Raw genomic sequence first — 19916 nt, forward strand, 5'->3', positions numbered from 1 at the left:
GCCCGGCCATCAGTCTTCTACACCGGCCGGCGATGCCGGCGGCACCACCGGCGTGCCGCCCGGCCCGGGTTGCGCCGAACGCTCGTCGGTGCGCACCGTCGCGGCCAGCTTGTCGACCACGCCGTTCACATACTTGTGTCCATCGGTGCCGCCGAACACTTTTGCCAGCTCGACCGCCTCGTTGATCACGACCCGGTACGGCGCCCCGAACTCGGCCTCGGGTGCCGTGCGCAACTCGAACCCCGCCAGCAGCAGGACTGCGCGTTCTACCGGACTCAGTGCATTGACCGGCCGGTCGAGGAAAGGTTGCATCCATGCAGACAATTCGTCCGCATCGGCAATCACGCCGGACACCAGGCGCTCGACGAAGGCCGCATCGGCCCCGACATACTCGTCGGATTCGCGCAGGTGCCGGATGATGTCCCATGGATCGCCGCCCGCGACCAGCCACTGGTAGATGCCCTGCACCGCGAATTCGCGCGCCTTGTGCCGGGCGACCCGGGCCTTGCCAGGGCCACCCGTACCAGGCCGGCGCTCAGCGCGCGGCATCGTCGATGCTTCTGAGAAGGTTGGCCATCTCGACCGCTGCGCGCGCGCAGTCGCGGCCCTTCTCGGCGGCGCGAACCTCAGCCTGCTCGTCGGTGTTGGTGGTGAGGATGCCGTTGGCCACCGGCACGCCCGTGTCGAGCGCGACACTCGCCGCACCGGCGCATGCCTCGTTGGACACCACCTCGAAGTGATACGTCTCGCCGCGGATCACCGCGCCGAGCGCGATCAGCGCATCGAAGCGTCCGGTCTGGGCGAGCTTCTGCAGGACCAGCGGGATCTCGAGGGCGCCCGGCACGGTGCAGTGGACGATGCAATCGGCACGCACGCCGAGGCATTCGAGCTCGGCACGGCACGCCGTCAGTTCGGCCGCGCCGATCGATTCGTTGAAGCGGCCCTGCACGATACCGATACGCAGCGAAGCACCGGAGAGGTCGGGGGTGAACTCGCTCGAGGCGAGTACGGGTCTGGCGGTCATCGGAAGGATCCTCGGGAGCGACGCACCAGCGCGCAGCGTGCGCCGGCGCTGGCCGGATTGGCGATCGTGCGGCTCAGTTGGTCGGAAGATTGGATGGGCTGGCGGATCCGCCTGCCGGGACCGGGCCTTCGGGCAGAAGGTAGCCGGTGACCTCGAGGTCGAAGCCGGTCATGCTCGGCATCCGGCGTGGCTGTGCGAGTACACGCATGCGAGTGATGCCCAGCTGCCGGATGATCTGCGCACCGATGCCGTAGTCGCGCAGGTCCAGCCGCCCGCGGCGTGGCGGCAGGCCGACCCGCGTTGCTCGCTCCAGCAGTTGGTCGGGCGATTCGGTCCGGTGCAGCAGGATGATTGCGCCACAGCCCGCCTTCACGACCGCCTGCATCGCCGCATGTACGTTCCACGAGTGAGTCGCACTGCCGGCATCGAGCAGGTCGATGAGCGAAATCGGCTCGTGTACCCGCACCAGCACCTCTTCCCCCGCCTTCGGCGTGCCGTGCACCAGCGCCAGGTGGGTGGCGGTCGCCATGCGGTCGCGGAACGTGACGAGCTGGAACGTGCCGTAGGCGGTCTCGATGGTACGCTCCCCGGCACGCTCGATGAGCGATTCGGTGCGCGACCGGTACTGGATGAGGTCGGCGATGGTGCCGACCTTGAGTCCGTGCGTCTGCGCGAACACGAGCAGGTCCGGCAGACGAGCCATGGTGCCGTCATCCTTCAGGATCTCGCAGATGACGGACGCGGGCACGAGGCCGGCCATCTGCGCCAGGTCGCAGCCCGCCTCGGTATGGCCGGCGCGCACCAGCACGCCGCCCGGCTGCGCGCGCAGCGGGAAGATATGGCCCGGCTGCACCAGGTCGGCGGGCGATGCGTCGGCGCGCACCGCAGTGCGCACGGTATGCGCGCGATCGTGCGCCGAGATGCCGGTAGTCACGCCTTCGGCCGCCTCGATCGACATCGTGAAGTTGGTGCCCATCGGCGACCGGTTGTCGCGCACCATCAACGGCAGGTCGAGCTGCCGGCAGCGATCCTCGGTCAGCGTAAGGCAGATAAGCCCACGGCCATAACGGGCCATGAAGTTGATCGCCTCCGGGGTGACGAACCCGGCGGCCATCACGAGATCGCCCTCGTTCTCGCGGTCTTCCTCATCGACGAGTACCACCATGCGCCCGGCGCGGATTTCCTCGATGATTTCGGTGGTGCTGGCGATCGACATGGCGGGCTGGCGTAGAGGGGCAACTCGCGATTATCGCCCGGATCCGGCGCACTGGGCACGCGGATCGCGTCCGACCGACACCTCGCCGCGGTGTCGCGCGGCGGCTGAGCGTCGTGCGGTCCGACCGCTCAGGCGCGCAACCGCTCCACGTAACGGGCAAGCATGTCGATCTCGAGGTTCACCCGGGCGCCGGGCCGATGCTCGCCGAGGTTGGTCATCTGCAGCGTGTGCGGGATGATGTTGACGGCAAACGCGGTGACCCGCTCGTCGGGGACACCAGGGCCATCGGACACGGCATTCACGGTGAGGCTGATGCCATTGACCGTGATCGACCCCTTCTCGGCGATGTAACGGCCGAGGCCGGCCGGGGCCTCGACCACCAGCTTCCAGCTCTCGCCGACCTCGCTGAATTCGCGCAGCGTGCCGACGCCGTCGACATGGCCGCTGACCAGGTGTCCGCCCAGCCGGTCGGACAAGCGCAGCGCCTTCTCGAGGTTGACCTTGCGCCCGAGGTCGAAGCCGGCGGTGCGGGCGATCGATTCGAGCGACACGTCGAAGGCAGCGCGCGCGCCGGCGCGCTCGACGACCGTCAGGCAGCAGCCATCCACCGCAATGCTGTCGCCCAGGGCGACATCGTCGAGCCCCAGCCCTGCGGTGTCGATGGTGATCCGTTGACCGCCGGCCAGCGGCGTACGCTCGACGATGGTACCGACGGCGGCGATGATCCCGGTGAACATGTACGGCCTGCCTTTCTGTACGCCGGGATCGCCGGCTACCTTTTCTGGAAAGGCCCGGGTAGCTGCTCGACCGCCGCCCGCAGGCGCAGGTCGTCGCCGACCCGGGCGACATCGGTGAATCGTAACGCGGCCCGCTGTGCGAGTTCATCCATCGCGGGCAAGTCGAACATGCCAAGCGCACGTTCGCCGAGCAGGGATGGCGCGAGGTAGGCGAGGAGCTCGTCGACGCAGCCCTCGCCCAGCAGCGAACCGTTGAGCCGCGTTCCGGTCTCCACCAGCACTTCGTTGATGCCGCGCCGGCCGAGTTCGAGCAGCATTGCCGGCAGGTCGACCTTGCCCGCGGCATTCGGGCAGAGCACCACTTCGGCGCCGCGCGCCTGGAGGGCCACCCGTGCGATCGGGTCATCGACCGCCGCGAACACCAGTGCACGTCCGCCCGCGAGCAGCCTGGCAGCGGGTGCCAGCTGGAGACCGGAATCGACCACCACCGGCAGCGGCTGGCGCGGCGTCTCGATGGCCCGTACGGTGAGCTGCGGATCGTCCTCGCGCACGGTACCGATGCCGGTCAGCACCGCGCACGCGCGTGCGCGCCAACGATGGCCATCGGCGCGCGCGGCCTCGCCGGTGATCCATTGGCTCACCCGGTTCGACAGCGCGGTACGGCCGTCCAGGCTGGCTGCGACCTTCAGCCGCACCCACGGCCGGCCGCGTGTCATCCTCGACACGAAGCCCACGTTCAGGTCGAGCGCCTCGGCGGCGCGCACGCCCGACATCACGTCGATGCCCGCCGCCCGCAGCCGGGCGAACCCCCGACCGGCCACCTTGGGGTTCGGATCTTCCATCGCGGCGACCACCCGTTCGATGCCCGCGGCGACCAGTGCCTCGGCACAGGGCGGCGTACGGCCGAAGTGACTGCAGGGCTCGAGGGTCACGTAGGCGGTCGCGCCTCGCGGATCCTGACCGGCAGCGGCCGCTGCGGCCAGCGCGACGGCCTCGGCATGCGGCCCGCCGGCGACCGCGTGGAAGCCCTCGCCGATCACGCGGCCGTCGCGCACCAGCACGCAACCGACCCTCGGATTCGGCGTCGCGGTGAACAGGCCTCGCGCAGCGAGTTCGAGCGCGCGCGCCATCCATGCGTCGTCCGCACCACCGCCCGGCAGCATCCCCGCCTCAGGCATGGCCGCCTCAGGCCTGCCGACGCTTGCGCGCCGGCACGCGCTGCACTTCCTTGATCGCGTCGCGGAAGTCGTCGACGTCCTGGAAGTCGCGATAGACCGATGCGAAACGGATGTAACCCACCTTGTCGAGCTTGCGCAGTTCCTGCATCACCAGTTCGCCGACCTTGCGCGAATCGATCTCCCGCTCGGACATGGAGAGCAGCTTCTGTGAAATCCGGTCGACCGCGGCATCGACATACTCGACCGGTACCGGCCGCTTGTGCAGGGCCCGCTCGAAGCCCAGCCGAAGCTTGTCTTCGTCGTACTCTTCGCGGATGCCGCTGCCCTTGATGATGTGCGGCATCCGCAGCTCGAACTTCTCGAACGTCGTGAAGCGCTTGTCGCAGGACAGGCAAGCCCTGCGGCGGCGGATCGCCTTGCCGTCTTCGCTTTCCCGCGAGTCGATGACCTTGGTATCGCTGCCCCTCGGGCAGGGGCACTTCATGCGTGCACCCCGGACGATACCGGCGCGGCGGCCATGCTCGCGCGGCTCCGGTGGTTACTCACGCACCGTACACCGGGAAGCGCGCGCACAGCGCCTTCACTTCGCTGCGAACCCGGTCCGCGACAGCGGCATCGGCCGGGGCATCCAGCGTATCGGCGATCAGGTGCGCGACGCGCGTGACTTCGGCGGCACCGAAGCCGCGTGTGGTCATCGCCGGGGATCCGAGCCGGATACCGCTCGTGACAAACGGCTTCTCCGGGTCGTTCGGGATCGCGTTCTTGTTCACCGTCATGTGCACGCTGCCCAGCAGCGCCTCGGCCACCTTGCCGGTGACGTTCTTCGGCCGCAGGTCGACCAGGAACAGATGGCAGTCGGTGCGGCCCGAAACGATACGCAGGCCGCGCGCCTGCAGCACGCCGGCCATCGTGCGCGCGTTCTCGAGCACCTGCTGCTGGTAGGCGCGGAAGGATGGCTCCATCGCTTCCTTGAAGGCGACTGCCTTGGCCGCGATCACGTGCATCAGCGGGCCGCCCTGGACCCCGGGGAACATAGCCGAGTTGATCGCCTTGGCATGCGCCTCGGTGCGCGACAGGATGAAGCCGCCGCGTGGCCCGCGCAGCGTCTTGTGGGTGGTGCTGGTGGTGAAGTCTGCGTATGGAACCGGCGTCGGGTAGACCCCGGCGGCGACCAGCCCGGAGTAGTGCGCCATGTCGACCAGGAACAGCGCGCCGACCTCGTCGGCGATCGCGCGGAAGCGCTTGAAGTCGATCTGCAGCGCATAGGCCGAGGCACCGGCGACGATCATCTTCGGCCGGTGTTCGCGCGCGAGCGCGGCGACCTGGTCGTAGTCGATCTCCTCGGTCTTCGGATCCAGGCCATAGGCGACCGACTTGTACAGCTTGCCGCTGAAGTTGACCGTCGCGCCGTGGGTCAGGTGGCCACCATGGGCGAGCGACATGCCCAGGATGGTGTCGCCCGCGGACAGCATGGCCAGGTAGACGCCCATGTTGGCCTGCGCGCCGGAGTGCGGCTGCACGTTCGCGTACGGCGCGTCGTAAAGCTGCTTCACCCGCTCGATCGCCAGCGTCTCGGCAATATCGACGAACTCGCAACCACCGTAGTAGCGCTTGCCGGGATAGCCCTCGGCATACTTGTTGGTGAGCACCGAGCCCTGGGCCGCCAGCACCCTCGGACTCGCGTAGTTCTCGGAGGCGATCAGCTCGATGTGGTCTTCCTGGCGCTGGCGCTCGTGCTCCATGGCGGCCCACAGTTCTGGGTCGAAACCTTCGATTCGGTCTTTCTCGCTGAACATCTGGCCGCTCCGGAACGCTGCAAAGGCTTGATTTTAGCAACATTCGCGTGCCCGATCGGCACTGGCGGGCCGTCCGGCCTTGGCGCGGCGCCGTGCCGCGTGGTACTCCTGTCGCCGGACGGGTATCGGGAGGAAGGTGTTTGAAGACGTTGCTGGCCGCCGCGCGGGTGATCGATGCGGTGAACGAACGGATCGGGCGGATAGCCTGCTGGCTCACCCTGGCGGTCGTGCTGGTCGCGACCGCCAACGCGATCCTGCGCTACGGCTTCCGTTTCGGCGCGAACGGTCTGCTCGAACTGCAGTGGTACATGTTCGCGCTGATCTTCCTGTTCGGCGCCGCGTTCACCCTGGCGCGCGGCGGGCACGTGCGGGTCGATGTCCTCTACAGCAGGCAGACACCGCGCCGACAGGCCTGGATCGACATACTCGGCGGACTTTTCTTCTTCCTGCCGACGACGATCGCGCTCACCATCCTCTCGCTGCCGATGGTCGCCTCTTCGATCGAGGTGTGGGAGCGTTCGCCGGATGTCGGTGGGCTGGCGCGCTGGCCGATCAAGGCGGCGATCCCGCTGGCCTTCGCACTGCTCACGCTGCAGGGAGTATCCGAGATCATCAAGCGGGTCGCCTTCCTGCGCGGGCTGGCACCGGCACCGGTACAGCGGCGCGAGCTGCAGTAGTGGACGCGCGCTGATGGGCATCGAACTTCTCGCCCCCGCCATGTTCGCGACGATGATCGTGTTCCTGCTCATCGGCTACCCGGTCGCGTTCTCGCTGGCAGCAGTCGGGCTGGCGTTCTCGCTGATCGGCATCCAGGCCGGGGCCTTCGGGCCGCAGCTGCTGCAGGCGCTGCCGGAGCGTGTCCTGGGCATCATGTCCAACCAGACCCTGCTGGCAATCCCGTTCTTCACCTTCATGGGGGTAGTGCTGGAGCGCAGCGGCATCGCGGAAGAGATGCTGGAGACGATGGGCCAGGTATTCGCCTCGGTGAAGGGCGGCATCGCCTATGCAGTCATCTTCGTCGGTGCGCTGCTCGGCGGACCGGCCGGCGTGGTCGCCGCGACGGTGATCGCGATGGGGTTGATCTCGCTGCCGGTGATGCTCCGCCACGGCTACTCGACCCGGCTGTCGACCGGCGTCATCGCCGCCTCCGGCACGCTCGCGCAGATCGTGCCGCCGTCGATCGTGCTGGTGGTCATGGCAGAGGTGCTGGGCATCTCGGTGGGCGACGTCTACGCCGGCGCGCTGGTGCCGAGCCTGGTGCTCACCGGCCTCTATGCGCTGTACATCTTCCTCGTGTCGCTGGTCTACCCGGATGCGGTCCCGGCGATCCCCGAAGCGGAACGCCAGCCGCGCGACCGGGCGCTGCTGCTGCGCGCCCTGAAGGCACTGGTGCCCGCCATCGTCCTGCTGTTCCTGGTGATCGGCACCATCTTCATGGGACTGGCGACGCCGACCGAGGCCGCTGCGATGGGCGCTCTGGGTTCGCTCGGGCTCGCCGCTGCCAACCGTCGGCTCGACCGGCGCGTGCTGCGCGAGGCGATGGAACAGACAACCATCCTGACCAGCTTCGCCATCTTCATCCTGATCGGCGCGACGATTTTCACGCTGGTGTTCCGTGGGCTCGACGGCGACCTGTGGGTCGAGCACCTGCTGACCGGCCTGCCCGGCGGGCAGACCGGCTTCCTCATCTTCGTCAACGTGCTGATCTTCCTGCTGTCGTTCTTCCTCGACTTCTTCGAGATCGCATTCATCCTGCTGCCGCTGCTCGGCCCGGTCGCCGACAAGCTGGGCATCGACCTGGTCTGGTTCGCCGTGCTGATCGCAGTGAACATGCAGACCTCGTTCATGCATCCACCGTTCGGCTTCGCGCTGTTCTATCTGCGCAGCGTCGCGCCGCCGTCGGTCAGGACCACCGACATCTACCTCGGCGCGATCCCGTTCATCATCATCCAGCTGATCATGGTCGGGCTGCTGATCGCGTTCCCCGGCCTGGTGCTCAACTTCACGAAGTAGCCAGACCTGGGGTCAGACCTCGGGGTCTGACCCCAGGGTCTGACCCCAGGGTCTGACCCCAGCCGTTCCGCGCCTTCGTCTGGCGATCTACTTCTTCGCCGGTGCAGCCGGTCCGGCCGGCGCTGGCGCGCCGAGCGGATTGGTGAGCACGAAGCTGTCGAAGCTCAGGTCGGCGGTACGATGCCAGGCGTGCTGGGCGTCGCGGAACGCGCGCCAGTTCGCATAGATCTTCGCGAAGGACGGGTTCTTCGCCGCTTCTTCGTCGTAGATCTGGAACGCCGCCTTCTGGGCCGCAGCCATCACGTCGGCCGGGAACGACCGTACCTGCACGCCGGTCTTCTGTATGCGGGCGAGCGCCGGCGGATTCTTCGCGTCGTACTCGGCCAGCATGTTGACGTTGATCTCGGCCGAGGCGACATCGATCGCCTGCTGGAACTCGCGCGGCAGCTTCTCCCATTCCTTGAGGCCGACATACATCGACAGCTGTGCGCCACCCTCCCAGAAGCCGGGGTAGTAATAGAACTTGGTGACCTTGGCGAAGCCGAGCTTCTCGTCGTCGTACGGGCCGACGAACTCGGTGGCATCGATCGTGCCGCGCTCGAGCGACGAGTAGATGTCGGCCGGGGCGATCACCTGCGGCAGCACGCCGATGCGCGCGAGCATCTCGCCAGCGAGGCCGGGAATGCGGAAACGCAGGCCCTGCATGTCCTTCAGCGTGCGGATCTCGCGCCGGAACCAGCCGCCCATCTGGGTGCCGGTGTTGCCCGCCGGGAAGCTCATCACGTTGAACTCGCGCATCACCTCGCGCATCAGCTCGAGGCCGCCGCCGTAGTACATCCAGGCGTTCTGCTGGCGAGCATTCAGGCCGAACGGCACCGCGGTGTCGAAGGCCAGCGCGCGGTTGCGGCCGATGTAGTAATAGCTCGCGGTATGACCCATCTCGACGGTGCCGTTCTGCACGGCGTCGAGCACCTGCAGCCCGCCGACGATCTCGCCGGCGGCGAACGGGCGGATCTGGAAGCGTCCGCCGGTCAGCCGGTCGATGCGCTCGCAGAACATCTGCGCAGCGCCGAACAGGGTATCGAGGCTCTTCGGGAAACTCGACTGCAGCCGCCAGCGCACCGAAGGCCCGCTCTGCGCGATCGCAGGCGCAGCGACCGCGGCGGTGGCCGACGCGGCAGCGCCCTGCAGGAAGGCGCGGCGGTGGCGGCGCACGGCGGCCGCGCTGCCCTCGGCAACGGGCGCCGTGCCGGGGCTGGCTGCCTTCAAGGTACTGCCGTCGCCTGCCGCACGGCTGTCGGTCATCCCGCTTGCATCCCTGCCGCCGTCGCGGCTGCTCCTGCCTCGCATGCCATTCTCCTCGTTCCGGGTTCGGTGCCCTGTACGATCCTGCCGGGCGTGGTCACCCGGCTGCCGGCAAGAGTGTAGCTACAAGCCCTTCCGGCCGCCAACGGCTTATGATCGCGCATGGACCAACCCACCGCCGCCTGGATCGACACCGCCGCGGGCCTGTCGGCCCTGCTCTCCCGGCTTACCGCATCGCCCCGGGTCGGACTCGACACCGAGTTCATGCGGGTCAACACCTTCTGGCCCGACCTCGCGCTGGTGCAGTTGCAGGCCGACGGCCCACCAGCGCTGATCGATCCGATCGGCTGCGCAGACCTGGCGCCGCTCGCACCCCTGCTCACCGGCGCCGGCTGCGTGAAGATCATGCACAGCGCGAGCGAAGACCTGGTCGCGCTGGCGCCGATTTCGGGCGCACCGATCGCGGCGCTGTTCGACACGCAGATCGCCGCGGCATTTGCCGGCCTGGGGCCTGGCATCGGCTACCAGCGCCTGGTGCAGATGCTGCTCGATATCGAGATCGGCAAGGGCGAGACCCGCTCCGACTGGCTGCAGCGCCCGCTGACCGAGCAGCAGAAACGGTATGCGGCGATCGACGTGGTGCACCTGCCGGCGATGCACGACCTGCTGTCCGGCAAGCTAGAGCAGCGGAAGATGCTCGACTGGTGCCAGGAGGACTGCGACCGGCTGGCCGCCGGCCCGGTCCCCGACGACGAACCGCACCTTTCCTTCACGGCGCTGTGGAAGTCCCCGCCCGATGTACAGGCACGGCTGCGCCGGCTGCTGCACTGGCGCGAAGCGCTGGCGCGCCGGATCAACCGTCCACGCGCCTGGATCTTCGACAACGCACTCGCCACCTCCCTGGTAGAGACACCGCCGGCCGATACCGATGCGCTGGCCTCGCGGATGCGTGGCCAGCGCAGCTTCCCGAAGCGCGAACTGCTGCCCTTGTTCGAGCTGCTGGAGTCGCCGTTGACCGACGAAGAACTCGAGCTGCCACCGATCCCGCCGCCGATCCGTGGCGAACCGGCCCAGCTGCTGACACAGGTGCGTGACAAGGTCGCGGCACGCGCAGCCGAGCTGGACCTGCCGCCGGCGCTGCTCTGCCCGCGACGGCTGCTGGAAGCATGGGTACGGGGCGAGCAGTCGCCTGAACTTGCCGGTTGGCGTGGCAAGGCATTGGGAGACCTGCTGGATCGTTGAGCGTCGGCGAGTGATGCGACGCATGGTCGACTCCGCAGCTGCCGCAAGGACCGGACATGGGTAGACAAGTAGAGACGCTCGCCGGTTTCGTCTCCGGCACACGCTTCGAGGACATACCGGAACGGGTACGCCGGCACGCGAAGCTGGTGGTGCTCGACACCCTGGGCGTGATGCTCGCGGGTTCGCAGCGGCCGGAGGTAAGGCAGTTGCGTACCGCGCTGCTGGCCGCTCCCGGCGACGGCCCGCCCGGTCCGTCCACTGCGTATGCCATGGGCTTTCCGACCGGCGACCCGCGCAGCGTCGCGCTGGTCAACGGCATCGCCGCACGTTCGCTCGAGCTGTGCGAGGGCCATCGTTTCGTGATGTTCCAGGGCGGCGCGCAGATCCTGCCCGGGTTGCTCGCGGTCGCCGAGGGGCGCCACCTGCCCGGGCGCGACCTGCTGTGCGCGTTCATCCTCGGCTACGACGCTGGGGCACGGCTCTCGCTGTCGATGACCCCGCGCGACCTCGTGCACCAGAACGGGCAGGCGACCCTGCTCGGCGCCTCGGCCGCCGGCGCCCGGCTGCGCGGGCTGGATGCGACGACCACCAGCCTGGCGATGCGGCTGGGCGCGACGCTGATGCTCACGCCGAGCTACACCGATGCGATCTCCGGCGCGACGGCACTCAACGTGGCCGGCGGCATGTGCGGACATGCGGCCTCTCTCGCGCCCGAACTGGCGCTGGCCGGTTTCGAGGCCCAGTCCGATGCGGTCGAACTCTCGCTGGGGCGGCTTGTCGCCGAAGGCTTCCGCCCGGAGACGGTGCTGGAAGACCTCGGCACCCGCTGGGAGATCACCCGCAACTGGTTCCGCCTGCGCGCCTGCTGCAACCCGATCCACTCCGCGCTCGATGCGCTTCAAGAGGCGCTTGCCCGGCTGCGACCGGACCCGGCGTCGATCGAGCGCATCGACATCCGCACCTACCAGTTCGCCGCAAAGATGGGCGAGCGCGACCCGGCGAACTACTTCGCGTCGCGCTACTCCCTGCCGCACGCGGCAGCCGGGCTGGCGCTGTGCGGCAGCACCGGCTTCGACACACTGAACGACGACACCGTGCACGACCCGGCCTGGGCGGCGATGCGCCAGCGGGTCCACGTGTCCGAGGACATGGCGATGACCGCCGCACTGCCCCATCGCAAGCCGTCGCTGGCCACCGTCACGCTGAAGGACGGCCGCAGCGCGAGCGGCACCTGCGACCTGCCGCGCGGCGACTTCCAGAACCCGTACGACGAGTCGGAGATCCGGGCCAAGTTCCACGGGCTGGCGGCACATGTACTGAGCGCGGACGGCGCGCGACGGGCGGAGGCGGCGGTGGATGCGGTGGAGGATTGGGAGGATGTCGCGGGGTTCGTGAAGCTGTTGCGGCAGGCCTCCCGCTAGGGAGCGGCGCGAAAACCCCGGGGTCTGACCCCCGTGGGGTCAGACCCCAGTCGTGGACCCCGGTCGTGGACCTCAGCCGAAGTCGCGCGAGGTGGTCACCAGCCGGCCGAGCAGCCGGGTGTCGTCGACCAGCCGGCCGGCGACCAGGTGCACCACCTCGCCCTCGCGCTGCACATGGCCGTACACGGTCATCAGGCGCGAGCCGAGCAGTTCGCGCCGCTGCCTCTCGACGATCGTCGGCCAGACCACCACATTGATGTGGCCGGTCTCGTCCTCCAGCGTCACGAACACCACGCCGCTGGCGGTGGACGGACGCTGGCGGCAGGTGACGATGCCGCAGGCGCGGATCACCTGGCCGTTGCGCGCGGCACGCACCGCGTCGGCGGTGTACAGGCGGCGTCCGGCGAGCATCGGCCGCAGCAGCGCGAGCGGATGCCGACGCAGCGTGAGGCCGAGCGTCGAGTAGTCGAGCATCACGTCCTCGCCTTCGGTCGGCGGCAGCAGCGATGCCTGCACTGCGTCGCGCGGTGCACGCGTCAGCGGCGTGTCGGACTCCAGCGCGAGCGCCTGCCACCAGGCCTCGCGCCGGTGCCCCGTCAGTGCACGCAGCGCATCGGCGGCGGCGAGTGCATTGACGTCCGCGCGCTGCAGCGCCGCGCGCCGCGCGAGGTCGTCGAGATCGGCAAATGGCGACTGCCCGCGCGCGGCCACCAGCCGCGCCGCGCCGGCTTCGGACAGGCCCTTCACCATGCGCAGGCCGAGGCGTAGCGCGGGTGCACTGCCGCTCTGACCGCCCCCCTCCAGGACGCAATCCCAGCCGCTCACCATCACGTCCGGTGGCAGCACCTGCACGCGATGCCGCTTCACGTCCTGCACGATCTCGGACGGCGAATAGAAACCGAGCGGCTGCGCGTTCAGCAGTCCGCAGGCAAAGGCCGCCGGATGGTGGCACTTGAGCCAGCAGGACACATAGACCAGCAGCGCGAAGCTCGCCGCATGCGACTCCGGGAACCCGTACTCGCCGAAGCCCTGGATCTGCCGGAAGATCTGTTCAGCATAGTCGGCGCTGTAGCCGCGCGCGAGCATGCCGGCGAGCAGCTTGTCGCGAAACGGTTCCAGGCCACCCTTGCGCCGCCATGCCGCCATCGCGCGGCGTACCCGGTCGGCCTCGCCGGCACTGAAGCCGGCGGCCACCACCACCAGCTGCATCACCTGCTCCTGGAAGATCGAGATGCCGAGCGTGCGCTCGAGCACGCCCTTCACCGCCTCGGATGGATAGGTGACCGGCTCCAGCCCCTGCCGCCGCCGCAGGTAGGGATGCACCATGCCGCCCTGGATCGGACCCGGCCGCACGATCGCCACCTCGATCACGAGATCATAGAAGCACCTGGGCTTCAACCGCGGCAGCATGGTCATCTGCGCCCGCGATTCGATCTGGAACACGCCGATGGTGTCGGCGCGCTGGATCATCGCGTAGGTCCGCTCGTCCTCCGCCGGGATGTCCTGCAGCCGCCAGGGTCGGCTGGGGTCAGGTCTTGCCTTTTGCACATGTTGCCCTTCGCGGAAAGGGCGAACACCTGTCTCAGGGTGCAAAAGACAAGACCTGACCCCAGGATCACAGACCCCAGGATCACCAGGTTCCACGCCGAACGCGCTCAGTGCATCGAGCGTGCGGCGCACCGCGGTCAGCATGCCGAGCGCGAGCACGTCGACCTTCAGCAGGCCGAGTGCGTCGAGGTCGTCCTTGTCCCACTGGATCACGGTGCGTCCGTCCATCGCCGCGTTCTCGACCGGCACCAGCCGGGTCAGCCGGTCGCGCGCGATCACGAAGCCGCCGCTGTGCTGCGACAGGTGACGCGGGAAGCCGACCAGCTGCTGCGCGAAGTCGACCACCTGCCCGACCCGCGGATTGCCGGGATCGAAGCCGGCCTCGACCAGCCGCTCGTCCTGCACCTGCTTGCCGTCCCACCAGGCGATCGTCTTCGCCAGCCGGTCGACCTGGTCGAGCGACAGGCCGAACGCCTTGCCGACGTCGCGCAGCGCCGAGCGCGGCCGGTAGGTGGCGAGCGCCGCGGTCAGGGCCGCCCGGTCGCGGCCGTACTTGCGGTAGATGTACTGCATCACCTCCTCGCGCCGCTCGTGCTCGAAGTCGACGTCGATGTCCGGCGGCTCGTTGCGCTCCTTGGAGATGAAGCGTTCGAACAGCACCTGCATCCGGCCCGGGTCGACCTCGGTCACGCCCAGCGCATAGCAGACCGCGGAGTTGGCTGCCGAGCCGCGGCCCTGGCACAGGATGCCGCGCTCGCGGGCGAAGCGCACGATGTCGTGCACGGTGAGGAAATAGGCCTCGTAGCCGAGGTCGGCGATCAGCGCGAGCTCATGCTCGATGAGCTTCAGCACGTGGTCCGGCGTGCCCCGGGGATAGCGTTCATGCAGGCCCTCGACGGTGAGCTGGCGCAGCCAGCCCGAAGCGGTCTGGCCGTCGGGCACCAGCTCGCGCGGGTACTCGTAGCGCAGCTCGTCCAGCGAGAAGGTGCAGCGCTCGGCGATCTCGACCGATTCCATCAGCAGCTCGGGCGGATACAGCCGGGCCAGCCGGGCGATCGGCCGCAGGCAGCGCTCCGCGTTGGGCAGCACCCGCGTGCCGAGCTCGGCCAGCGGCAGGCCCTCGCGGATCGCGGTCAGCACGTCGTGCAGCGTCTTTCGTTCGCGCCGGTGCATCTGTACCGCGCCGCAGGCGACCAGCGGCAGGCCCGCCGCCAGCCGGGACGCGCGTTCCAGCACCGCGCCATCGTCCGGCCCGTGCGCGAGCACAACGCCGATCCAGCACGCACCGGGGAAGGCGCCGCCGATCATAGCCACCGACTCGCCCCCCTCCGACGCCGCGACCGTGGCAGACGGTACGACGATCGCCAGGCAGTGCGGCAGGCCGCACGCGAGGTCGGCGAGCAGCAGTCGGTAGCTGCCCTTGGGCATGCGCCCGCGGGCGAGACTGATCAGCTCGCAGAGGTTGCCGTAGCCCTCGCGGCTGCAGGCGAGCAGGATGACGCGCTCGATCGACGGCGCATCGGCGAGTGCGAACTGCGCACCGATGACCAGGTGCAGCCCGCACTCCTTCGCGGCCAGGTGCGCACGCACCACGCCGGACACCGAACACTCGTCGACGATCGCCAGTGCGCGGTAGCCCAGCGCCGAGGCCTGCGCAACCAGTTCCTCCGGGTGCGAAGCACCGCGCAGGAAGGTGAAGTTCGAGAGCGCGTCGAGTTCCGCGCAGGCCGGCAGCATGGAGGACTCGCCATCATGCGAACAGGCCGTGCAGATACCAGCGCGATGGGTCGACCGGCTCGCGGTAGATCCAGCAGGCCTCGCCCGCACGGTTGCGGGCGACGTAGTAGTCGCGGGCCACCGGCCGGCCGTCCCACCAGCCGGATTCGATGCGCTCCGGGCCGCTGACCAGTTCGAGCGGGCCCTGGTACTGCGGCCGGGACTCGGCACAGACCAGCATGCGCGGCCGCTCGAGCAGGAACACCGGCCGCTCGCGGCGCGGACGCGCCGACTGCATCGCGGGACGCGGTGGCACCGCCGTGCCGGTCGCGTCGGCTGCCGCCTGACCCGGGGTGCCGCGGCCAGGGGCCACCGCAGCCGATGCCGCCCCTGCACGGCCTGCGGCACCCGTCCCCGACCGCAGCCGCAGCGCCCGACCATCGGCGCGGCGCCAGGCCTGCTCGGGCCGATGGTCATCGCGCAGCGCGACCGAGAACAGCGCCCCGGGTTCCAGCCGCGAGGACAGGCGCTCGGTCAGCTCGTGCCAGGACTGCGCGCGCCGGGTGGCATCGGGCAGGAAGCTGGTGCTGTGCTCGCCGAAGCCGTGCAGCGTGTCGACATGGATCGCCACCGCACTGACCGTAGACTTCAGTTCCAGCCGGCCCAGGCGCTCGCGCAGCAGCCGCTGCCAGCGCGCCAGCGCACGCTCGGGCGCAGCCGACCCCAGCACCAGCCGGGTCGGCACCGAACGGCCGTGCTCGAGTTCGAGCACCAGCTCCAGCGCCCCCGCCCCACGCGCTCGCAGGAAGCCTTCCAGTTCGGCGAGGATGCGGGCGAGCGGGATGTCGAGCAGCGCGGTGTCGATCACGTCGAACGGCAGGTCGATGCGCGAGGAGAACCGATCGGGCAGCGCGAAGCACGGCCGCGGATCGGCGGCACGGCCCAGCGCACGGTCGAGGTCGGCCTGCGCATCGGCACCGAAGCGCCGGCGGAAGCCGTCGCGCGGCAGCGCCAGTGCCTCGCGGATGCAGTGGATGCCCAGCACCGCCAGCGCATCGAGCCGCTCGCGCGGCCAGTCGAACAGCGACAGCGGCAGCTCGCCCAGGCGCGCCGGCAGGTCGGCCGCCTCGAGGCAGGCGCGCACGCCGGCCTGCTCATACCCGCCGCGCGCCAGCAGCCAGGCACCGAGCGGCGTCGGCGCGACGCCGAACGAGGCCCGGAAGCCGAGGCTGGCCAGCCCGGTGCGCAACTGCCCGAGCAGCCGGGCCAGGCCACCGAACAGCTTCAGGCTGGCGGCCACCTCGAGCAGGATGCCGGACCGTTCCAGCACCACCGACGGCGTGAACTGCGCCGCCCAGCCAGCCACCTGCCGCACCGCCTGCAGCTCGCGCGATTCATCCCGGCGCATCGTCGCCAGCCCGGTGGCCAGCGCACACGCGGCGGCCACCGCCATGCCCGGATGCACGCCGGCGGCCCGCGCCCGCGGATTGGCCGAGAGCACGAACGGCCGGTTGTCCGGGCCATCGCTGACCGCCAGCGGCAGGTCGACGACCAGCGCGGTCGAGGCCTCGCCGGCCTGCACCCGGTTCACCACTTCCAGCGGCAGGTCGGGCAGGTAGAGTGCAATCCAGAGCATGGTCGTTCCCCGAGTCGATCAGCGCGACGGATCGAAGTCGCGCTCGCGAACCAGCCGCGCCGTGACCGCACGCACCGCGGACATCGAACGGGCAAGCGCGCCCGGCAGGCCGCCCGCGGCGGCCTCGGCACCCGCAACCGCAGCGCTGGCCGATGGCACCGGTGCCGCACCGGCCGCCGACGATGCAGCCGCCGGACGACCGGACGGAACGCCCGCCAGGTAGGGCACCGGCAGGCGGCGCGGCGACAGGGTCACCGTCTTCGGCTGCGCCAGCCCGCGCCGCTTGACCAGCGTGACCGCCAGCCGGCCGTGCGGCGAGGTCGACAGCGACAGCCGCAGCGCGGCCGGGGTCGACAACGTAGCGGCACTGCTGGCCGAGAACAGGATGCCAAGCCCGCCACCGGCGGCCGCGGCAAGCTGCAGCCGGCGCAGCCGCTGGTAGCGCTGGGCACTGTCGGTGCCACGCACCGGACGCGCCCAGATGAGCACCGCCCCGGCCGCGCCGGAACGCAGCGCCTGCTCAGCCGCCCACAGCGCGTCCTCCTCCGTCTTCGGACGCACCACCGCCAGCAGGTCGAGGTCGATGCCCGCCTCGGCCAGCGCCGGCGCATACGGCAGGTGCGGCGGATCGACCAGCAGCAGCCCGCGACCGCGCCAGTCGGCGGCGCGGGTCAGGTAGCGCAGCGCCGGCAGCAGCAGCGACGCCTCGCCCGCCCCGCAGGTGTCGCACAGCACCTCGGTGAGCGCGCCCACCGGCCAGCCCCCGCCCGGGATCTCGGCATCGAGGCCGGCGAAACCTGTGGGGATGCCGGGGGCGATGCCGGGCGGCAGTTCGCCGCAGCGGAAGACGGACGGCACGGCGGACAGCGCCACGCGGGCGGCTGCTGGTCGCGGGGCGGATGCGGCCGGCAGCCCGGCGAGTGCCGGGAAGGCGCCCGGGGCGGCGGACGGGTGGAAGGACGCGAACGACGACGTCAGTCCGGAGGCGGACTCGGTCGCGAAGGCGGCGGCAGGGAGGGGAGCGGTGGCAGGAGGCATACCGTATTTTTATACGGTATTCGGGTGGGGTGCAACTGTTTTGGAGATGGTGGGGGAAAACGGAGGGCGGTCACGGATCGGCAGCCTGCCGCTGCCGAATGCATCCGGCACACACTCTGGCACCATGGCGCCATGAAGCCGGTCGGCAAAGCCACTCGCGACTTCATCGCAAGGGAATCAGACGATGTCCAAGCTCGACGCATACGAACGGGAAGTCCTGGGCACCCCTGAAGCAGGCCAACTCAATATGGATTCACGATTGCCCGCTTCCCCCGCCCCGATCGCAGATGGGGAGGAACTTCGCCGCTGGCTTAAGTCTCATCCGTGAGCGGTAGCCCTCCACTGCTACACCATTGCCCGGAATCTCCTGCGTGGGGGATAGTCAGGCCTGTGTCCGCCAACCGCCCCACCGCCGCCTCGTGACCCCCACCCATATCGCCACCAGCCTCGTCACCCGCTTCATCGCGGTCGGGCTGGTCCTGCTGATCGTCGGGTCGATCGCCAGCTATTACCGGATCACCGGGTTCCTGCGCGAAGACCTCGGCCAGTCGGTCGCGGCCAGCCAGCGCGCGATGGCCGACCAGGTCGCACGCACCGCCGAGGCACGCATCGACGAGCGGCGCCAGTTGCTGGAACGCCTGGCCACTGCGCTACCCCCGATCCAGCCCGGCCAGCCGGAACGGCTGCGCGCCTGGCTCGCCGCGCAACACGCGCTGCAGACGGCGTTCTCGCCTGGCCTGCTGGTGGCCGATCCCGCGGGCCGCATCCTCGCCCGCGGCCCGTCGACGGCCACCTTCCCGGCGGGGCCGGACATCGGCACGGACCCCGGCTTCCGCGCCGCCCTCGAAGGCGGCACCGCCCTCGGCCAGCCGCAGCGCGATGCCGCCACCGGACACGCGGTGCTGCCGATCGCCACCCCCGTGTGGGACGGTAACGGCCAGCGGATCGCGGTGCTGGTCGGCATCACCGACCTCGCCACCCTGGCCCCGCTCGGCAACCCGGCCACGCAGCCGGCGGCCGCCGGCTGGTCGCACGACATCGTGATCGTCTCCCCGCGCGACCAGCGCGTGGTTGCCGCCGCCGATCCGGCCCGCCTGCTGCAGACGGTCGCGCCCGCCGGCCCGGATACCCCGGCCGGCCCGGTCGCCCCCAGCCTGCAGGAGAGCGGACGCACCGTCGATGCCGACGGCATCGACCAGCTGTGGGCCATTGCCGCGGTCGGCGGCACCGGCTGGTATGCCTCGGTGCGGCAACCGGCCAGCGAGGCGCTGGCACCGGTCGAACACACGCAGGCCTTCCTCATCCAGCTCACCCTCGTCCGCTCCGTGCTGGTCCTGATTCTGGTGGGGCTGGTGATCGCCTGGCTGCTGCGTCCGCTGCACCGGGCGGCGAGGCTGGCCGAGCAGATGACACTCGGCGAGCAGCCGCTGCGGCCGCTGCCGGTCGCGCATGCGGACGAGGTGGGCCATCTCACCACCGCCTTCAACCGGCTGATCGGCACGCTGGCCGACAAGCAGGCCGAACTGGAGGCGATGGCCTTCCTGGACACGCTCACCGGGCTGCCCAACCGCAAGCTGCTGGTCGACCGGACGATCCAGGCACTGGCCCGCGCCGAGCGTAACCAGACCCGGATCGCGCTGCTGTTCCTCGACCTCGACGGCTTCAAGGTGATCAACGACACCCAGGGCCATGAAGCCGGAGACGAGGTGCTGCGCGAGGTTGCACGCCGCCTGTCCCGGCTGATCAGGCAGGCGGACACGCTGGCCCGCCTGGGCGGTGACGAGTTCGTGCTGCTCGCGCCGGACAACGCCGCAACAGGGGATGCACCGATACAGGCGCTGGCCGACAAGTGCCTCGACGCCATCGCTCGGCCGATCGAATGGAAGGGCTTCGAGCACCGGCTGCGGGTGTCGATCGGGATTGCCGTGTCACGCACCGGAGACGATCCGGACAGCCTGATCGCGGCGGCGGATGCGGCGATGTATGAGGTCAAGCGGGGTGGGGGTGGCGGATATGCGCAGGCGGCGCGTGGGCGCTAGAAAAGAA

The 19916-nt window shown here is 69.8% G+C and carries 16 protein-coding genes; 5 read left to right on the plus strand and 11 right to left on the minus strand.

Annotated elements, in window-relative coordinates:
• Positions 1-9: 9 nt before the first annotated feature.
• The 7 genes from nusB to ING98_09945 all read right to left on the minus strand — a co-directional run bounded on the left by nusB (position 10) and on the right by ING98_09945 (position 5951).
• A complete protein-coding gene (nusB, locus tag ING98_09915; protein MCA3102179.1) occupies positions 10-549 on the minus strand; it encodes a transcription antitermination factor NusB in 540 nt (179 codons plus the stop codon).
• Positions 536-1024 (minus strand): 6,7-dimethyl-8-ribityllumazine synthase, encoded by a 489-nt coding sequence (locus ING98_09920; GenBank protein ID MCA3102180.1) that lies wholly within the window; start codon positions 1022-1024, stop codon positions 536-538. Before ING98_09920 ends, nusB begins: the two co-directional genes overlap by 14 nt.
• Before the next feature lie 73 nt (positions 1025-1097).
• Positions 1098-2240 carry a 3,4-dihydroxy-2-butanone-4-phosphate synthase gene (gene ribB, locus ING98_09925; protein MCA3102181.1) on the minus strand — a complete coding sequence of 381 codons (1143 nt, stop codon included), beginning with the start codon at positions 2238-2240 and terminating at the stop codon, positions 1098-1100.
• Between the two features lie 128 nt (positions 2241-2368).
• Positions 2369-2977, minus strand: a complete 609-nt coding sequence (locus tag ING98_09930) for a riboflavin synthase (GenBank protein MCA3102182.1) — start codon at positions 2975-2977, stop codon at positions 2369-2371.
• 35 nt (positions 2978-3012) lie between these two features.
• On the minus strand, positions 3013-4107 hold the full coding sequence (gene ribD / locus ING98_09935; protein ID MCA3102183.1) for a bifunctional diaminohydroxyphosphoribosylaminopyrimidine deaminase/5-amino-6-(5-phosphoribosylamino)uracil reductase RibD: 1095 nt from the start codon (positions 4105-4107) through the stop codon (positions 3013-3015).
• Positions 4108-4162: 55 nt separating this feature from the next.
• Positions 4163-4639 (minus strand): transcriptional repressor NrdR, encoded by a 477-nt coding sequence (gene nrdR, locus ING98_09940; GenBank protein MCA3102184.1) that lies wholly within the window; start codon positions 4637-4639, stop codon positions 4163-4165.
• Between the two features lie 58 nt (positions 4640-4697).
• Positions 4698-5951 (minus strand): serine hydroxymethyltransferase, encoded by a 1254-nt coding sequence (locus ING98_09945; protein ID MCA3102185.1) that lies wholly within the window; start codon positions 5949-5951, stop codon positions 4698-4700.
• Between the two features lie 140 nt (positions 5952-6091).
• Here ING98_09945 and ING98_09950 point away from each other — a divergent pair, with 140 nt between their 5' ends.
• Together ING98_09950 and ING98_09955 are read left to right on the plus strand one after the other, a co-directional pair.
• Positions 6092-6628: a TRAP transporter small permease subunit gene (locus ING98_09950; GenBank protein MCA3102186.1), complete on the plus strand. Its 537-nt coding sequence runs from the start codon at positions 6092-6094 to the stop codon at positions 6626-6628.
• A 13-nt stretch (positions 6629-6641) separates the two neighbouring features.
• Entirely contained in the window at positions 6642-7964 is a 1323-nt protein-coding gene (locus tag ING98_09955) for a TRAP transporter large permease subunit (GenBank protein MCA3102187.1), read from the plus strand.
• A gap of 87 nt (positions 7965-8051) precedes the next feature.
• On the opposite strand, the gene ING98_09960 is transcribed toward ING98_09955, so the two are convergent.
• Positions 8052-9269 carry a TRAP transporter substrate-binding protein gene (locus ING98_09960; GenBank protein MCA3102188.1) on the minus strand — a complete coding sequence of 406 codons (1218 nt, stop codon included), beginning with the start codon at positions 9267-9269 and terminating at the stop codon, positions 8052-8054.
• A 162-nt stretch (positions 9270-9431) separates the two neighbouring features.
• Between ING98_09960 and ING98_09965 the strand changes: the two genes are divergently transcribed.
• On the plus strand, positions 9432-10511 hold the full coding sequence (locus ING98_09965; GenBank protein ID MCA3102189.1) for an HRDC domain-containing protein: 1080 nt from the start codon (positions 9432-9434) through the stop codon (positions 10509-10511).
• Between the two features lie 56 nt (positions 10512-10567).
• Complete coding sequence (locus ING98_09970) at positions 10568-11932, plus strand: MmgE/PrpD family protein (GenBank protein MCA3102190.1); 1365 nt, start codon at positions 10568-10570, stop codon at positions 11930-11932.
• Positions 11933-12004: 72 nt separating this feature from the next.
• Here ING98_09970 and ING98_09975 read toward each other — a convergent pair whose 3' ends face one another.
• From ING98_09975 to imuA, 3 genes are read right to left on the minus strand one after another with little or no spacing between them, the layout of a single operon-like run.
• The gene (locus ING98_09975) at positions 12005-15217 is read right to left on the minus strand and encodes an error-prone DNA polymerase (protein MCA3102191.1); all 3213 of its coding nucleotides are present in this window, start codon (positions 15215-15217) and stop codon (positions 12005-12007) included.
• A 13-nt stretch (positions 15218-15230) separates the two neighbouring features.
• Positions 15231-16832, minus strand: a complete 1602-nt coding sequence (locus ING98_09980) for a DNA polymerase Y family protein (protein MCA3102192.1) — start codon at positions 16830-16832, stop codon at positions 15231-15233.
• A gap of 18 nt (positions 16833-16850) precedes the next feature.
• Positions 16851-17705: a translesion DNA synthesis-associated protein ImuA gene (gene imuA, locus ING98_09985; protein ID MCA3102193.1), complete on the minus strand. Its 855-nt coding sequence runs from the start codon at positions 17703-17705 to the stop codon at positions 16851-16853.
• Between the two features lie 584 nt (positions 17706-18289).
• On the opposite strand from imuA, the gene ING98_09990 reads away from it, so the two are divergent.
• A complete protein-coding gene (locus ING98_09990; protein MCA3102194.1) occupies positions 18290-19909 on the plus strand; it encodes a GGDEF domain-containing protein in 1620 nt (539 codons plus the stop codon).
• The last annotated feature ends 7 nt before the right edge of the window (positions 19910-19916 follow it).

This window comes from Rhodocyclaceae bacterium (assembly GCA_020248265.1).
In the GTDB taxonomy this organism is placed as follows: domain Bacteria; phylum Pseudomonadota; class Gammaproteobacteria; order Burkholderiales; family CAIKXV01; genus CAIKXV01.